This window comes from Actinomadura physcomitrii (genome assembly GCF_008923205.2).
Classification (GTDB): domain Bacteria; phylum Actinomycetota; class Actinomycetes; order Streptosporangiales; family Streptosporangiaceae; genus Spirillospora; species Spirillospora physcomitrii.
In genome coordinates this window covers 1-15,007 of the sequence record NZ_WBMS02000035.1, presented here as the reverse complement: position 1 = coordinate 15,007, position 15,007 = coordinate 1, and the positions used below count along the sequence as shown (strand labels likewise).

General features: G+C 74.4%; 12 protein-coding genes. 9 read left to right on the top strand and 3 right to left on the bottom strand.

Annotated features, from left to right (window positions below):
• Positions 1-61 precede the first annotated feature (61 nt).
• From F8568_RS33520 to F8568_RS33495, 6 genes are all read left to right on the top strand, one after another.
• Positions 62-667: a sigma-70 family RNA polymerase sigma factor gene (locus tag F8568_RS33520; protein ID WP_151597711.1), complete on the top strand. Its 606-nt coding sequence runs from the start codon at positions 62-64 to the stop codon at positions 665-667.
• A gap of 89 nt (positions 668-756) precedes the next feature.
• Positions 757-1,068 carry a mycothiol system anti-sigma-R factor gene (gene rsrA / locus F8568_RS33515; protein ID WP_151597710.1) on the top strand — a complete coding sequence of 104 codons (312 nt, stop codon included), beginning with the start codon at positions 757-759 and terminating at the stop codon, positions 1,066-1,068.
• Between the two features lie 120 nt (positions 1,069-1,188).
• Entirely contained in the window at positions 1,189-2,106 is a 918-nt protein-coding gene (locus F8568_RS33510; RefSeq protein ID WP_151597709.1) for an NAD-dependent epimerase/dehydratase family protein, read from the top strand.
• 556 nt (positions 2,107-2,662) lie between these two features.
• Positions 2,663-4,009 carry an HD-GYP domain-containing protein gene (locus tag F8568_RS33505; protein ID WP_151597708.1) on the top strand — a complete coding sequence of 449 codons (1,347 nt, stop codon included), beginning with the start codon at positions 2,663-2,665 and terminating at the stop codon, positions 4,007-4,009.
• Positions 4,010-4,020: 11 nt separating this feature from the next.
• The gene (locus F8568_RS33500; RefSeq protein ID WP_151597707.1) at positions 4,021-5,364 is read left to right on the top strand and encodes an HD-GYP domain-containing protein; all 1,344 of its coding nucleotides are present in this window, start codon (positions 4,021-4,023) and stop codon (positions 5,362-5,364) included.
• A gap of 134 nt (positions 5,365-5,498) precedes the next feature.
• Complete coding sequence (locus F8568_RS33495) at positions 5,499-6,836, top strand: acetyl-CoA carboxylase biotin carboxylase subunit (RefSeq protein ID WP_151597706.1); 1,338 nt, start codon at positions 5,499-5,501, stop codon at positions 6,834-6,836.
• A gap of 15 nt (positions 6,837-6,851) precedes the next feature.
• On the opposite strand, the gene F8568_RS47170 is transcribed toward F8568_RS33495, so the two are convergent.
• Positions 6,852-7,739, bottom strand: coding sequence for a MauE/DoxX family redox-associated membrane protein (locus F8568_RS47170; RefSeq protein WP_202125661.1), 888 nt, complete (start codon positions 7,737-7,739; stop codon positions 6,852-6,854).
• On the bottom strand, positions 7,736-9,634 hold the full coding sequence (locus F8568_RS33485; RefSeq protein WP_328601137.1) for an ABC transporter ATP-binding protein: 1,899 nt from the start codon (positions 9,632-9,634) through the stop codon (positions 7,736-7,738). Before F8568_RS33485 ends, F8568_RS47170 begins: the two co-directional genes overlap by 4 nt.
• A gap of 217 nt (positions 9,635-9,851) precedes the next feature.
• On the opposite strand from F8568_RS33485, the gene F8568_RS47165 reads away from it, so the two are divergent.
• Together F8568_RS47165 and lanL are read left to right on the top strand one after the other, a co-directional pair.
• Positions 9,852-10,022, top strand: coding sequence for a hypothetical protein (locus F8568_RS47165; RefSeq protein ID WP_202125660.1), 171 nt, complete (start codon positions 9,852-9,854; stop codon positions 10,020-10,022).
• A 102-nt stretch (positions 10,023-10,124) separates the two neighbouring features.
• Positions 10,125-12,641, top strand: a complete 2,517-nt coding sequence (gene lanL / locus F8568_RS33480; protein ID WP_151597705.1) for a class IV lanthionine synthetase LanL — start codon at positions 10,125-10,127, stop codon at positions 12,639-12,641.
• Between the two features lie 13 nt (positions 12,642-12,654).
• Here the strand turns inward: lanL and F8568_RS33475 are convergent, their stop codons facing one another.
• Positions 12,655-13,146: a GNAT family N-acetyltransferase gene (locus F8568_RS33475; RefSeq protein ID WP_151597704.1), complete on the bottom strand. Its 492-nt coding sequence runs from the start codon at positions 13,144-13,146 to the stop codon at positions 12,655-12,657.
• A gap of 190 nt (positions 13,147-13,336) precedes the next feature.
• On the opposite strand from F8568_RS33475, the gene F8568_RS33470 reads away from it, so the two are divergent.
• Entirely contained in the window at positions 13,337-14,998 is a 1,662-nt protein-coding gene (locus F8568_RS33470) for a carotenoid oxygenase family protein (RefSeq protein ID WP_151597703.1), read from the top strand.
• Positions 14,999-15,007 lie beyond the last annotated feature (9 nt).

Here is a 15,007-nt window from a genome sequence, read left to right as displayed (position 1 = left end):
ATCGTCTGTGGGATACGACGCCGCCAGGCCGGCCAAGGCCGAGGGCGCCACAGTCAAGGGGGTGGGTCAGGTACCGGGCACCACGGAGACCGTTGAGCAGCGCCAGGAGCGGTTCCAGCGCGACGTGCTCCCGTTCTTGGACCAGCTGTACTCGGCCGCGCTGCGCATGACGCGCAACCCGGCGGACGCCGAGGATCTCGTGCAGGAGACCTTCGCCAAGGCGTTCGCGTCCTTCCACCAGTTCAAGGAAGGCACCAACCTCAAGGCGTGGCTGTACCGCATCCTGACCAACACGTTCATCAACTCCTACCGCAAGCGGCAGCGCCAGCCGCAGCAGTCCGCGACCGAGGAGATCGAGGACTGGCAGCTCGCGCGCGCCGAGTCGCACACCTCCAGCGGCCTGAAGTCCGCCGAGGCGGAGGCGCTGGAGCACCTGCCCGACTCCGACGTGAAGCGGGCGCTGCAGGAGCTGCCCGAGGAGTTCCGCATCGCCGTCTACCTCGCCGACGTCGAGGGCTTCGCCTACAAGGAGATAGCCGACATCATGGGCACGCCCATCGGCACGGTGATGTCGCGGCTGCACCGGGGCCGCCGGCAGCTGCGCGGGATGCTGGAGGACTACGCTCAGGACCGCGGCCTGACGCGGGCCTCCGGGGGGCCGGCATGAGCCGGGGACGCGCCGGACGCGCAGCACGGAGCGACATGCCGGACACCGCGGCCGGGCGCGGCGCGGTGAGCGAGAGGGGTGCGTGAGCCATGAGCTGTGGCGACCACCACGAGACGTCCTGTGAAGAGGTCCTCGCGCGCGTCTACAGCTACCTTGACGGCGAACTCGACCAGGGCGGCTGCGGCGAGGTGCGCGAGCACCTCGACGAGTGCGGGCCCTGCCTGCGCGAGTACGGCCTGGAGGAGGCCGTCAAGAAGATCGTGAACAAGTCCTGCGGATGCGAGCAGGCGCCGGCCGACCTGCGCTCGAAGGTGCTCGGCCGGATCGAGGAGATCTGCGGCGAGATCAAGGCGTCCGGGGGCGTCGCGGCCGGCGGCACCGGCGCGTCCGAGTCCGCCTGAGGACCGTCCCGCTGCGCGCCGTCCGCCGCTGACCGCCTGCGCGCCGCGGTGTCCGGCGCTGTCCGAGGACGGCCGGGCACGGGCCCGATCGGGGGCGCCCAGGCTGGGTATCGTGCTGGGGTGCTCGCTCTCGTCACCGGCGCGGCCGGCTTCATCGGGTCCCATCTCGTCGACCGGCTCCTCGCCGACGGCCACGAGGTCGTCGGCGTCGACGACCTGTCGTCGGGGGCCAACCTCAACCCGGCGATCGAGCTGTGGCGGATGGACGTCGCCGACCCGGCGCTCGCCGAGCGGACGGCGGCGCGCCGCCCCGAGGTGGTCTGCCACCTCGCGGCGCAGGTGAGCGTGCGCGCGAGCGTCGCCGACCCGCTGCACGACGTGCGGGTCAACGGGCTCGGCACGGCGAACGTGCTGGAGGCGGCGCGGAAGGCGGGCAGCCGCAAGGTCGTGTTCACCTCCAGCTGCGCGGTGTACGGGGTGCCGGACGCGCTGCCCGTCCCGCCGGACGCGCCGCTGCGCCCCGCCTCGCCGTACGCGGCGTCGAAGGTGACCGGCGAGGTTTACGCCGGGATGTACCGGGCGCTGCACGGCCTCGACTTCACGACATTGACGCTGGCGAACGTGTACGGGCCGCGGCAGACGCCGGAGGGCGAGGCCGGCGTGATCTCGATCTTCACCGACGCGCTGCTGGCGGGGCGCCCGACGCGGGTGTTCGGGGACGGCAAGCAGACCCGCGACTACGTGTACGTCCTGGACGTGGTGGACGCGTTCGCCCGCGCGGCGGGCGAGGCGGGCGGCGGCGGCCGGTTCAACGTGGGGACGGGCCTGCAGACGACCGACCGGGACCTGCACGCGCTCGTGGCAGCCGCGGTGGGCGCGCCGGACGAGCCGGAGTTCGCGCCGCCGCGCCTGGGCGACCTGCCCGCGATGGCGGTGGACCCGGGGCCGACCCGGGAGGCGCTGGGCTGGGAGCCGCGGGTGAGCCTCGTGGACGGCCTCGCCGAGACGGCCGCCTGGGCGCGCGAGCGCACGGCCTGACCGAGTACGCGAGCGCAGGACCTGATCGAGCGGTCGGTGCCGGAGAGCCGAGGAATGCGGCTTGGTGCCATTGATGGGTCGATTCTGACCGGTTTAAGAATGCCATTCGCGGATGCACGTGCATTGAGATTGTGCAGAGCTATTGTGCGGGCACGCTCGGTGCATTAATCCTCGGCCATTGATCACTTAAAGTGACATTTGCTTCACGCTTTGCTCACGATTCCCGGCATGCCTGTGTGACCTGGGCAGTTCGCGTTAGGCTTGGTGCCTGATCAGCGACGGGAACGCGTGCGTGCCCCGAGAAAAGGGGTACGTGCGGACCTGGGAGACCGGGGCCGCGCGGTTCCGGCGGGGCCGGTCCGTGCCGGCAGACCCGGTCGACAGGGGGAGGCGGAAGCCATGCTCACGTGCGACAGTCCGGCCGCAGCGGGCCGGTGCCAGAGCGCCACGGGATCGTCGCTGATGATGCCCGAGGGCGTTTCCTGGGTCTAGGTGCCGGCAGGCACGGTCGATCCGGGCGGCGGCCCGCTCGTTCGTCACTCCCTAAGGGGCGGCAATGCGTGGACTACCTCTCGCTGCCTGGGCGTACGTGTGCGGGGTGGTCGCGCTCGCGGCCGCGGTCATCGCCACGTCGTCCTTCACGGGGGTGGACTGGACGAAGCTGGCCGTGCTGGCCCTGCTGTTCCTGATCTGCGACTCGGCACCCGCCCGGCTGAACGTCGAGCGGGCCCGCGTCTCGCTGAGCTTCGCCGCCAGCCTCGCGGGCGTCGTGCTGCTCGGCGCGGCCGGCGCCGCGCTGCTCGGGCTGTCCGCCCTGGTCACCGGGCAGCGGTTCTTCGCGCCCGAGAAGCGCGCCTTCAACGGCGCCCAGTTCGCGCTCAGCGGCTTCTGCGCCGGCACGGTCTTCGACCTGCTCGGCGGCGACCGCTTCCACCCCGAGCAGGCCCGCTGGGTGGAGCACGTGATCGGCCCGTTCCTCGGCGCCCTCGTCACCTTCGTCCTGGTCAACCTGCTGCTCATGGCGGGGGTGCTGCTGCTGTCCCGGCAGGCCGCGCCGCGCGAGCTGCTGCACGAGAGCGGCCAGCTCGCCGTCGGCTGCCTCGGCTACGGCATGGTCGGGCTGCTGATCGCCGGGCTGTGGCCGCGGATCGGCGCCTTCGCCGCCGTGCTGGTGCTGCTGCCGCTGTTCATCGCCCGCTGGGCGATGGACCAGGCGTACGCGCAGCAGCAGGCGCACGCCGCCACCCTCGCCGCGCTCTGCCAGGCCGTCGAGACCAAGGACTTCTACACCCGCGGCCATTCCGAGCGCGTCTCCCGCGGCTCGGTGATGATCGCGCAGGAGATCGGCATGCGCGCCGACCGGGTCGAGGCGATCCGGTACGCGGGCATGCTGCACGACGTCGGCAAGCTCGGCGTCCCGACGAAGGTGCTGCAGAAGTCCGGCTCGCTCACCGAGGAGGAGTTCGCCGCGATCCAGCTGCACCCGATGCGCGGGCTGGAGATCGTCCGCGAGATCGGGTTCCTGGACGAGGCGCTCGCCGGGATCATGCACCACCACGAGAAGGTGAACGGCCGCGGCTACCCGATGGGCCTGGCCGGCGACGAGATCCCCGAGTTTGCCCGGGTCATCTCCGTCGCGGACGCGTTCGACTCGATGACCTCCACCCGCTCCTACCGGGCGGCCCGCACCGTCGAGGAGGCCGTGGCGGAGCTGCGCCGCGGCATGGGCGACCACTTCGACCCGGAGATGGTGGAGGCGTTCCTGCGCGCGCTGGACCGCGACGGCTGGGAGCCGCCGCGGCCCGTCGTGCTGCCGGACGACGACGTCGTCGAGACCACCCAGCAGGACCATGACGACCCGAGCGCGCCGCTGCGGGTCGCCGGAGACGAAGCACGGCGGTGACGGGACCTCCCATGAGCAGCACCCAGATCCGGGCCCGCCGCGAGCGGGCCGCATGGCAGACCATCGACTCCGGCCAGCTGCTGCTGATCGCGACCGCCGGGCTGTTCGTCGTCGTCGCGATCGCCGAGGTCGCCGCCGCCGGGCTGCGGCAGCCCAACGTCGCGATCATCTTCGGCGTGCTGATCGCGCTCGGCGAGCTGTTCCGGATGGTGATGCCCGGCAACCGGGAGGTCGCGCCGATCGCCAGCGCCGGCGCGATGGGCTACGCGCTGCTGGTCGGCATCGGCCCCGAGGGCGCCCCGCCGGACGCGCCGCTCGGCGTCGTCCCCGCCGAGCACTCGCCGCTGCAGGTCGTCGCGGTGACCTCGGTCGGGATGCTGGTCGGGTCGCTGCCGCACATCCTCGTCGGCCGGTCCCCGCGCCCCGACGCGATGGCGCGCCGGCTGTTCACCGTCGCGGTCGTCGCGCTGTGCTTCCGTCCGATGCTGACGCTCGGCCTGCCCTGGCAGCTGCTGCTCGCGGTGATGGGCCTGGTCGTCGTGCTGTCCTGCTTCACCGACGTGCTGATCGCCGCGATGATCCGGGCGGAGGCGGTGCGGGCCCGGTTCGGCATCGCGCTGCGCGACGAGATCGACGCGAAGATGGCGCTGTGCGCGGCGACCAGCGCCACCGCGATGCTGATCGCGGTCGCGACCACCGCGATGGGCGAGGCCGCGCTGCTGATCTTCACGGTGCCGATCCTGGTCACCCAGTTCGCGTTCCGCCGGTACGCGGGGATCCGCGCGACGTACCTGCAGACCGTCCGGGCCCTGTCGCGGGTCACCGAGGTCGGCGGTTACGTCGAGACCGGGCACTCGCGGCGGGTGTCGCGGCTGTCGGTCGCGATGGGCCGCGAGCTCGGCATGTCCGAGGAGGAGCTGCTCGAGCTGGAGTACGCGGCGCTGATGCACGACATCGGGCAGCTGTCGCTCGGCGACCCGATCCCCGGCGGCGCGACGGTGCTCGCCTCGCCCGCCGAGCAGCGCCGCATCGCCGAGCTCGGCGCCGAGGTCATCAAGCAGACCGGCGTGCTGGACCGGGTCGCGCACATCGTCCAGCTGTCGTCGCACCCGTACCGGACGGGCCCGGAGGCGCTCGCGGGCGCCGGGGAGGCCGAGCGGCCCGCCCCGGCGCCGCCGCTGGCCGGGCGCATCATCAAGGTCGCGAACGCCTACGACGACCTGGTCGGCGACTCCGCCGACCGGGACCGGGGCGCCGCCGTGCTGGAGCGGCTCCGGCTGGACTCGGCCGCCGAGTACGACCCGACGGTCGTGGAGGCGCTCAGCCGCGTCGTCGACCGCCGCCCCCGTCCCTGAGGCGGGGGCCGCGGCGGCGCGGGCGGCGTTCCTCGGCCGTACGGCCGGACCCCGGCCGGCATTGGCGCTAGGGTCGGCGGGGCAGGACCGCCGGGCCCGCCGGCGGGCGCAGATCGCCGATGAGGAGTCCGCAGGTGTTCGAGTCCGTGCTGGTGGCGAACCGGGGTGAGATCGCCGGCCGGGTGGTGCGCACCGCGCAGGCGATGGGCCTGAAGGCGATCGCGGTGTACTCCGAGGCCGACGCCGACCTGCCCTACGTCGCGGAGGCGGACGAGGCGGTGCTGATCGGCCCGGCCGACCCGGCGCGCAGCTACCTCAACGCGGCGGCCGTGCTGGAGGCGGCGCACCGCACGAACGCGCGGGCCGTCCACCCCGGCTACGGGTTCCTCGCCGAGAGCGCCGCGTTCGCGCGGGCGGCCGCCGAGCGGGACCTGGTCTGGGTCGGTCCGCCGCCGCTGGTCATCGCCCGGATGGGCGACAAGGTCAACGCCCGGAACCTGATGAAGGAGGCGGGCGTCCCGGTCTCGCCGGGCGCGTGGGAGCCCGTCCGGGACGCGGCGACCGCGCTGGAGGAGGCCGAGCGGATCGGCTACCCGGTGCTGGTGAAGCCCGCCGCCGGCGGGGGCGGCGCCGGGCTCGGCGCCGCCTACGACGAGGCGTCGCTGCGCACCGCGTTCGAGGCGGCGCACACGACCGCGGTGCGGCTGTTCGGGCACGGCGACGTCCTGCTGGAGCGGTACGTCGAGGGCGCCCGGCACGTCGAGGTGCAGATCCTCGGCCTCCCGGACGGCGCCGTCGTCGCGCTGGGGGAGCGGGAGTGCTCCGTCCAGCGCCGGTTCCAGAAGGTCGCCGAGGAGAGCCCGTCGCCCGGCGTCGGGCCGGCGATGCGGGAGCGGATGCTCGCCGCGGCGGTCCGCGCGGGCGAGGCCGTCGGCTACCGGGGCGCCGGGACCGTCGAGTTCCTGGTCGACCCGGTCGCGCAGGAGTTCGCGTTCCTGGAGATGACGACGCGGCTGCAGATCGAGCATCCGGTGACCGAGGCGGTCACCGGCATCGACCTGGTCGAGCAGCAGCTCCGGATCGCCGCCGGTGAGCGGCCCGCGCCGCCCGGCGCCGCGCCCGGCGGGCACGCGATCGAGTTCCGCGTCCACGCCGAGGACCCGCAAAACTTCCGGCCCGGCACCGGCGAGATCAAGGTGTGGGAGGAGCCGGTCGGCGACGGCATCCGCATCGACGCGGGCTACCACGAGGGCAACACCGTCACGCCCTACTACGACTCGCTGCTGGCCAAGCTGTGCGTGCACGGGGACGACCGCGCGCACGCGCTGGCCCGGGCCCGCGCCGCGCTCGGCGCGTTCCGCATCGAGGGCGTCCCGACGAACCTGCCGCTCCTGGCGGAGCTGCTCGACCACCGCGAGTTCGTCGACGGCACCTACGACACCGGCGTGGTGGCGCGCATGCGCGCCTGGTGACCGGGCCGGCCGGAGTCAGCCAGGGCGGCGTGCTCCGGCCGACTCCGCCCGGTGCAGGAGGGCGTGGAACCGCCGGGGCGTGTCCGCGCCGCCCGCCGCGAGGACGGTCCCGGCGGCGTCGGTGACGACGGCGTACGGCGGCCACGGGATGCCGTTGGCGTCGTACACGTCCGGATCCGTCACCAGCGGCAGGGCGATGCCCTCCTCGTCCAGGTGCCGCCGGACGCCGTCCTCGTCCGCCGCGCTCACCAGCACCACCCGTCGCCCGGACGCGGCCTCGGCGAAGACCGGCAGCATGGTGAGGCAGAGGCCGCAGGACGGCGAGACCAGCGCGAACACCGTTGGGGCGTCGATCGGGAAGTTCAGCGCGAACCGCGTGCCGGGGCGCGGGCCCGCGGGCGGCGGCGCCTCCGGCTCGGCGAGCCCGAGGCGCGGCCGAGGCACCACGGCGACCGCGCCGAGGAGGACCGCCGCGAGCACCGGCTGCAGCGGAGAGAACGGCGCCGGCCCGGCGACCGCCGCCATGACGGCCAGCACCAGGAGCAGCCCCGTCCGCGCCATCGACGCGGCGCCGACCGGGGTCGGACGGCGCGCCGACCCGAAGCAGCCGCAGTCGATCTCCATGCCGCGGCGCAGCACCGAGGCCATCGCGCCGAGGAACGCCGCGAACAGTGCCGCCGCGGCCAGCGCGCCCCAGCGCCGGGTGGCGGGGACGGCCAGCAGCCCGGCCGCCGCCGCCTCGGCGGACAGCACCGCGACCGCCGCGGCCCCGGTCAGCCGCTGCGGCAGGACGCGGTAGGCACCGATCGCCGCCGCGAAGCCGCGCACGTCGCGGACCTTGCCGCCGGCCGCGACCAGCAGCACCGCGATCAGCGCCGGCCACGCCGACGCAAGGACGGTCACGCCGCCTCCTGCGGGTCCGGCTCGTACGCCGACGCCTGGAGCCGGTACAGGTCGGCGTACAGCCCGTCCGCCGCGAGCAGCTCGGCGTGCGCGCCGCTCTCGGTGACGCGGCCGTGGTCCAGCACGTAGATGCGGTCGGCGAAGCGGACGCTGGCCAGCCGGTGGCTGATCAGCACCACCGTCCGGCCGGCGGCGTGCCGCCGGATACGCTCGAACAGGGCGTGCTCGGCGCGGGCGTCGAGCGCGGAGGTCGGCTCGTCGAAGATCACCAGCGCGGCGTCCCGGTAGAAGCCGCGCGCGGCGGCGATGCGCTGCCACTGCCCGCCCGACAGGTCGTGGCCGCCCCGGAAGCGCCGGTCCAGCAGCGCGTCGTAGCCGTCCGGCAGCTCGCCGACCACCCGGTCCGCGCCCGCCGCCGCGGCGGCGCCCGCGAGCCGGTCCTCGTCGAGCGGGCGGCCCATCACGATGTTCTCCCGGACGGTGAGCGGCCAGCGCGTGTGGTCCTGCGCGATGACCGCGATGCGGCGGCGGAGCGCGTCGCCGTCCAGCCCGGCGAGGTCGGCGCCGTCCCAGCGGATCGTCCCGGACTCCGGCCGGTACAGCCCGGCGAGCAGCTTGGCCAGCGTCGTCTTGCCCGAGCCGTTCTCGCCGACCAGCGCGATCACCTCGCCGCGCCGCACGGTGACGCTGACGTCGGTGAGCGCCGGCGCGCTCGCGCCCGGGTACCGGAACGACACCCGGTCGGCGGTGATGCGGTGGAAGTCCCCGGCGGGCGGCGCGGCGCCGTCCGGCGGCGGCAGCCGGTCCGCGGCCAGCGCGCGGAAGTTCAGGTAGTCGCCGAAGTACAGGCCCGCCTCGTAGAGCCTGTTCAGGCTCAGCACGCACGCGGCGAGCGACGACTGCCCGGCCCTGATCGCCAGCACGGCGGCGCCCGCGACCGACAGCGGCACGACGCCGCCGGCGAGCAGGCCGGCGAGCGCGGCGTAGACGGCGACGGTGGCCGCCCCGGTGAGCAGGTCGCCGGCCGCCTTGGCGCCGGTCTGCCGGCGCGCCACGTCCAGCTGGACGCGCTGCTCGAGCTCCGCGACCCGGTCGTACTCGCCGAGCAGGAAGCCGCGCAGGGTGAACGCGCGGACCTCGGCGGCCGGCTGCCGCTCGGCCATCAGGTCCGACAGCATGAACTTGCGCCGCCGCGCCGCCGACAGCCGGTAGAACGCCGCGTACCGCAGCCGCGCGGTGCGCAGCGCCGCCCAGCCCGCCGGCACCGCCGTGACCAGCAGCAGCGGCATCAGCACGGGATGCAGCAGGCCGAGCGCGGCGGCGGGTGCGGCCAGCCCGACCGCGCCGGTCAGCGCGCTGACGGTCGTCTCCACGACGGTGGCGGTGTCGGGCACGCCGTTGTCGCGGGCGCGGCGCATCGCGTTGTGGAACTCGTGGTCGTCGAACGCGGTCAGCTCCACCCGGGTGGTCAGCTCGAACAGCCGCGTCTCGGCCTGCCGCTCGACCTGCGGCTTGAGCCGGGCCTGCGCCCAGCCGGCGGCGGCGAGGAGCGCGCCGCGAAGCGCCGCCGCCCCGCCGACCAGGGCCAGCGCGGGCAGCGCCGCGCGGACCCGCCCGGGCGTCGGCCCGGCGGCGAACAGCGACGACAGGACGTCGGAAGTGGCCAGCAGCCCGAACGCGGTGAACACCCCGGCCGCCAGGTTGCCGCCGAGCGCCACCGCCGTGTCGCGCCGGCTCGCCTGCCAGGCCAGCCGGACCGCCGCCGCGACCAGCATCGGAAATCGCCGCAGCATCGCCGGCAGACCGGCTTTCAGCAGTTCCTCGTCGCGGCTTTCCCAATAGGTGATTTCGAGCCCCGACCGGTCGTCGGCGAGGGCCGGGGAACGTCGGAACACAGGGCCAACCTAGATCATCGGCGGACCGCTGTAAATGCCTCGTTCCAAGCGTCGCGTTCGGCGCTGCCGCGCCGGTGACAAATCACTGTCTGGACAGCCCGCTGATCATCTGCTCATAATGCGTCCGTTTGACCCGGGGAACTCGGCGCCACCGATGCCGGGTTCCCGGCCAGGTCCCCAAGGGCCGCCCGAACGGCGGCCGAGGAAGGAGCCCCCCATGTCCGCGCTCGCCCTGGAGCCCCGCGACGCCGGCGTCCTCGACCCGGAAGACCTCGACGTCGACTTCGAGATGGAGCTGCTGGAACTGCTGCACGGCCCGCAGGCCTGCGTGAACACCTGCAAGCGCACGGTGTGCAGCAGCTACCCGTGCTGCCCCTCCATCGTCTGACCCCCTGACCGACGCACGCGGGAAAGGCCATTGGCTTCCACCGGTGGCCTCTTCCTGCGCGTCCGCGCATTGCCGGGCCGGTACCGCGATCGAAGGGCGACAATGGAGCCATCGGTATTTCAGCGCATTTCCACTAATGCCCACGAACGTGGTAGGGAAATCCGAGCCGACGACACCTGGATCAGCGTTCGCGATCCCGGCTTCGACGCGCCCCGGCAGGGCTGGAAACTGCACGTCTCGGCGCGGCCCGGCACGTTCGCGGAGACGCTCGACCGCATCCTGCCGCTGCTGCTGGCCACCCCTTGCGATTTCAAGGCGGCGCGTTCGGAGGAGATGCTGCGCGAGCTGAACTCCGGCGACCTCGACGCCGCCTCCGTCGGCAAGGCCGTCACCGTCTACCCGCCGCAGGACGCGGTCGTCCGGCTGGGGCGCGCGCTCGCCGCCGCCCTCGCCGGCATGGCCGGGCCGCGCGTGGTCAGCGACCGCCGCGTCCGGCCCGACGCGCCCGTCTACTACCGCTACGCCCCGTTCGCCCCGCAGTACAAGGTGGACGACAACGGCGACTTCGAGCTGGTCGTCGTCGGCCCGGACGGCGAGACCGAGCCCGGCGCGGCCGACGTCGAGTTCCGGTGCCCGCCGTGGACGGCCGACCCGTTCCGTCCGCCCTCGCCGGCGGGCGCGCCCGCGGCCCCGAGCCCGCACGCGCCGCGCGTCCGGACGATCGGCGGCCGCTACCGGGTGACCACCGGGGTGATGCGCGGCCCGCGCGGCAACGTCTACCGGGCCGAGGACGCGGCCGGGCGGCCCGTTGTCATCAAGGAGGCCCGCGCCTACGTCGGGGAGCATCCCGAGGGCTACGACCTGCGGATGTACCTGCGCAACGAGCTGCGCGTCCTGACCGTCCTCGCCGGCGTCGACGGCGTCCCGGAGGCGCTGGACCACTTCCGGCACGGCGAGGACGAGTACCTGGTCATGAGCGACGCAGGCGCCACCGACCTCAACCGGCACGTGGCCGAGCACGGCGCGCTGGACGGCCCCGCGCTCGCGGACCTGGCGGCGCGGCTGCTCGCGGTGCTCGACGCGGTACACGAGCGCGGCGTGGTCGTCCGCGACCTGTCGCCGAAGAACGTGGTGCTCGGCGCGGACGGCGGCTGCACGATCGTCGACTTCGGCACCAGCCGCCACGGCGACCTGCAGATGCCCGGCTGGAGCCGCGGCTTCAGCGTCCCCGACCAGCGCACCGGCCGGCCGTCCGAGCCGGCCGACGACCTGTTCTCGCTTGGCGCCACGCTGTTCTTCGCGGCTACCGGGATGAACCCCGTCATCATCGATCCCGACCCCGAACGCGGCGTCGAGCGGACGCTGCAGTGCCTGGCGCGGACGTCCCCGGGCGGCGGCGCGGTCGCGCTGGTGCCGCGGCTGCTCAGCCCGGGCCCCGCCGTCCGGACGCGCGCCGCCGCCGAGATCCGCGCCGGACGCCACGCGACCGCCGGCGCCGCGCCCCCCGCGCCCACCCCGCGCCTCACCGGCGGGCTGCTGTCGTCCGTCCTCTCCCACACCGTGCGCGAATGCGTCCGGTTCGCCGAGCGGCTCATGGACGAGCCCGAGGACCACCGGACGAGCCCGCCCGTCACCAACGTCTACGCCGGTTCGGCGGGCGTCGGGATGGAGCTCCTCCAGCACCCCGAGGGCAAGGCGGCGGGCACCGACCTCGCCCACTGGACGGCCGCGAACCTGCCCGCCGCGAACCTGCCCGCCTCGCTCTACTTCGGCCTCACCGGGACGGCGGTCTTCCTGACCGCCGCCGGGGTCGCGATGCCGCGGCCCGTCCGCACGTCCGGCGGCGAGCGCGCGGACCAGGCGCACGGCGTCGCCGGCATCGGCACCGGCCACCTCATCCTCGACGCCCTCGCCCCCGACCCGGCCAACGCGGCGATGGCGGCCGAGTGCGCGCGGCGGCTGCTGGCGGGTGACGTCGCCGCGCCGGACGCGGCGGTGGCGGTCGAGCAGCCCGGCTCCGGCGTCGCCGTCGACACCGCGTTCGCGCACGGTGACGCGGGCGTCGCCGACTTCCTGCTGGCCTTCCACCGCGCCACCGGCGACGCCGCGGCCGGCACCGCCGCCCGCGACGCGTTCGCCGCGCTCGCCGAGCGGGCGGAGGCGCTGATCGGCGAGCTGGGCGGCCCGGCGGCGCGGCCGATGGGCGCATCGTGGTGCCAGGGAATGTCTGGTGTCGTCGGCGCGCTGCTGCGCGCCGCCCGCGCCTACGACGACGCGCGCTACCTTGACCTCGCGGAGCGCGGCGCCCGCGCCTGCCTGGCGGTCGCGCCGCGCGCATGGGTGTCGTCGCAGTGCTGCGGTCTGGCGGGCATGGGGGAGGCGCTCATCGACGTCGCCCTGGTCACGGGCGACGACGCGTACTGGCGGGGCGCCGAGGAGATCGTCGAGCTGATGCTCGTGCGCAGCGGCGGCGAGCCCGGACGGCCGGTGTTCCCCGGCAACGACCTCGACACCCAGGCGTTCACCTGGGGCACCGGCAGCGCGGGCATCCTGTCGTTCCTGCGCCGCCTGGACGCCCGTTCCGGTCCGCGGCTCTGGACGTCCCCCGCCGCCGCCTGAAAAGCCGGGGCGGCTAGAACGTCAGCGAGTAGGTGAGCAGGCGCAGGCCCGGCACCGGGGACCAGTCGCGGTCCGGGGTGCGGACGAAGCCGAGCCGCTCGTACATGCGGTGCGCGGCCTCCATGTTCGCCTGCGTCGACAGCCGCAGCCCGGTCAGGCCCGCGGCGCGGGCGCGCGCCGCGCACTCGCCGACCAGGGCGCGTCCCGCGCCGGACCGGCGGGCCTTCGCCAGCACGGCGAGCATGCGGAACTCGGCCTCGTCCGGGCCGGCCAGCTCGGCGTACGGGCTGCCGGGCGGGCAGTAGGCGACGGCGCCCGCGACCTCCCCGGCGACCTCCGCGACGAGCAGCTGCGACTTCGCGGCCCGGTCGGCGGCGTCGCGGAGCTTGCCGACGTAGGAGGACTCGGGCGAGACCAGCCCGCCGTGCACGTACACCTCGACGGTCAGCTCGCCGATCAGGTCGTACTCGTGGGGACGCGCGTCGCGGACGGTGACGGGCTGCATCGGGTGCTTTCTCCAGGCGGGGAGCGGTGGTTCCGGTTCAGTGCGACCGGAAGGTCGCGACATATCAGGCTATCCGCATCCAGGAGGAACGGCCGCTCGGTGGGCACTTTAGTGGTTAGAACCTTGACGACTAGGACGCGAGCGTGTTGATTGGCGGGTGTCGACGGCCCGCCGGCCCCCAGGAGGCGCCATGCCGATCCCCCGCTCGATCCTCGGCACCCAGGACATCGGCGATCTCGACTTCCAGGTCGTCGCCGGCGCGTGGCCGGACGACGTGCGCGGCCACTTCGTCGTCAGCACCTCCGACCAGCGCACCCATCCCGTGCACGCGTTCTTCGGCGACGGGATCATCGCCCGCCTGCCGCTCCGCCCGGACGCGGGCGGCCGGTTCCGCTGGCGCGCCCGGGTGATCGACACCCCGTCCGTCCGGCTGCGCCGCCGGTGCCCGGAGCTGTTCACCGCCGGCCCCGTCGGCACCGGCTCGCCGTGGGGATTCGTGAACGCCGCCAACACCGCCCCGCTGCCGTGGGGCGACCGGCTGTTCGCCACCTGGGACGCGGGACGGCCCGTCGAGGTCGACCCGGTCACGCTCGGGTTCGTCGCCGAGGTCGGGCACCGCGACGACTGGCGGCCCGCGATCGACCAGGCCGTGCTGCCGCTGATCGCCACGTCCGCGCACCCGGTGGTCGACCCCGAGCGCGGCTGCCTGTGGACGGTCAGCCGGGACGTCATGACCGGCGCGGTCGCGGTGATCCGGTACGCGGGGGAGGGGACCCGGGTCGAGCGCTGGGAGGTGGCGGGCGCCGTCCTGCCGCAGGCCACGCACACGATCACGCAGACCCGCGAGTGGCTCGTGCTCGCCGACACCGCCTACAAGATCGACCCCGACGAGGTGTTCGGCGCGGAGCGCACCGTCGCCAACAACCCGGACGGGCCCGTCCTGCTGATCCGCAAGGACGACCTCCGTCCCGGCGGCGGCACGGTCGCCTGCAAGGAGTTCCGGATCGCGCCCGAGGTCAACCACTTCTACGCCGGGTACGACGACTCGGCCGGCGTGCAGGTCGTCATGGAGCACACCCCAGGCGTCGACATCGGCATGTACCTGCGCGAGGACGACCTCGACGCGTTCGGCCGCCCCGTCGACCCGGCGCTGCGCGGCATGTACTGCCACGGCATGACACCAGCGCTCACCACCGTCCTGGTGTTCGACCCGGAGACGGGCGAGGTGACCGAGCGGGCCCGCGCCCGCAACCCGGAGCGCTGGTGGCAGGCCGAGCTGTCGGCCATCGACTGGAGCATCGAGGGCCAGACCGACCCGACCCGGCACCACCTCGTCTACCTGGGCTTCCATCCCGAGGCGATCAACCGGCGGGCGCTGCGCAACTACGCCGGCCGCGTCGACGCCGGCCTGTTCCCGCCGGAGGAGACTCCCGCCGTCCTGGTCACCCACGACCGCGGCGACCTGAAGCCGCTCGCCGAGTGGACGTTCGCGCTGGACGACTACCCCACCTCACCGTCGTTCGTCCCGCGTGGGCGTGGCGGCAGCCGGTACGCGGGCGCCGACCCGGGCGGGCACGACGGCTACCTCGTCGTCGCCGTCCACAACGACGACCGCTTCCGCATCGAGCTGTTCGACGCCGCCGACGTGGGGCGCGGCCCGCTCGCCGTGCTGGCCCCGCCGCGCGGCACCACCGTCCCGTTCCTCATCCACTCCGCGTGGATGCCGGAGGCCGTCCCGCCCCCCCACGTGGAACGCCTTACCTTCGCCGACGACCTCGACACCCGCCTGGACCAGCTACCCCCCGACCTGCAAGCCATAACCCGCGAGGTGGCCGCCGACCTCTCCCGTTGACTTGTGGCG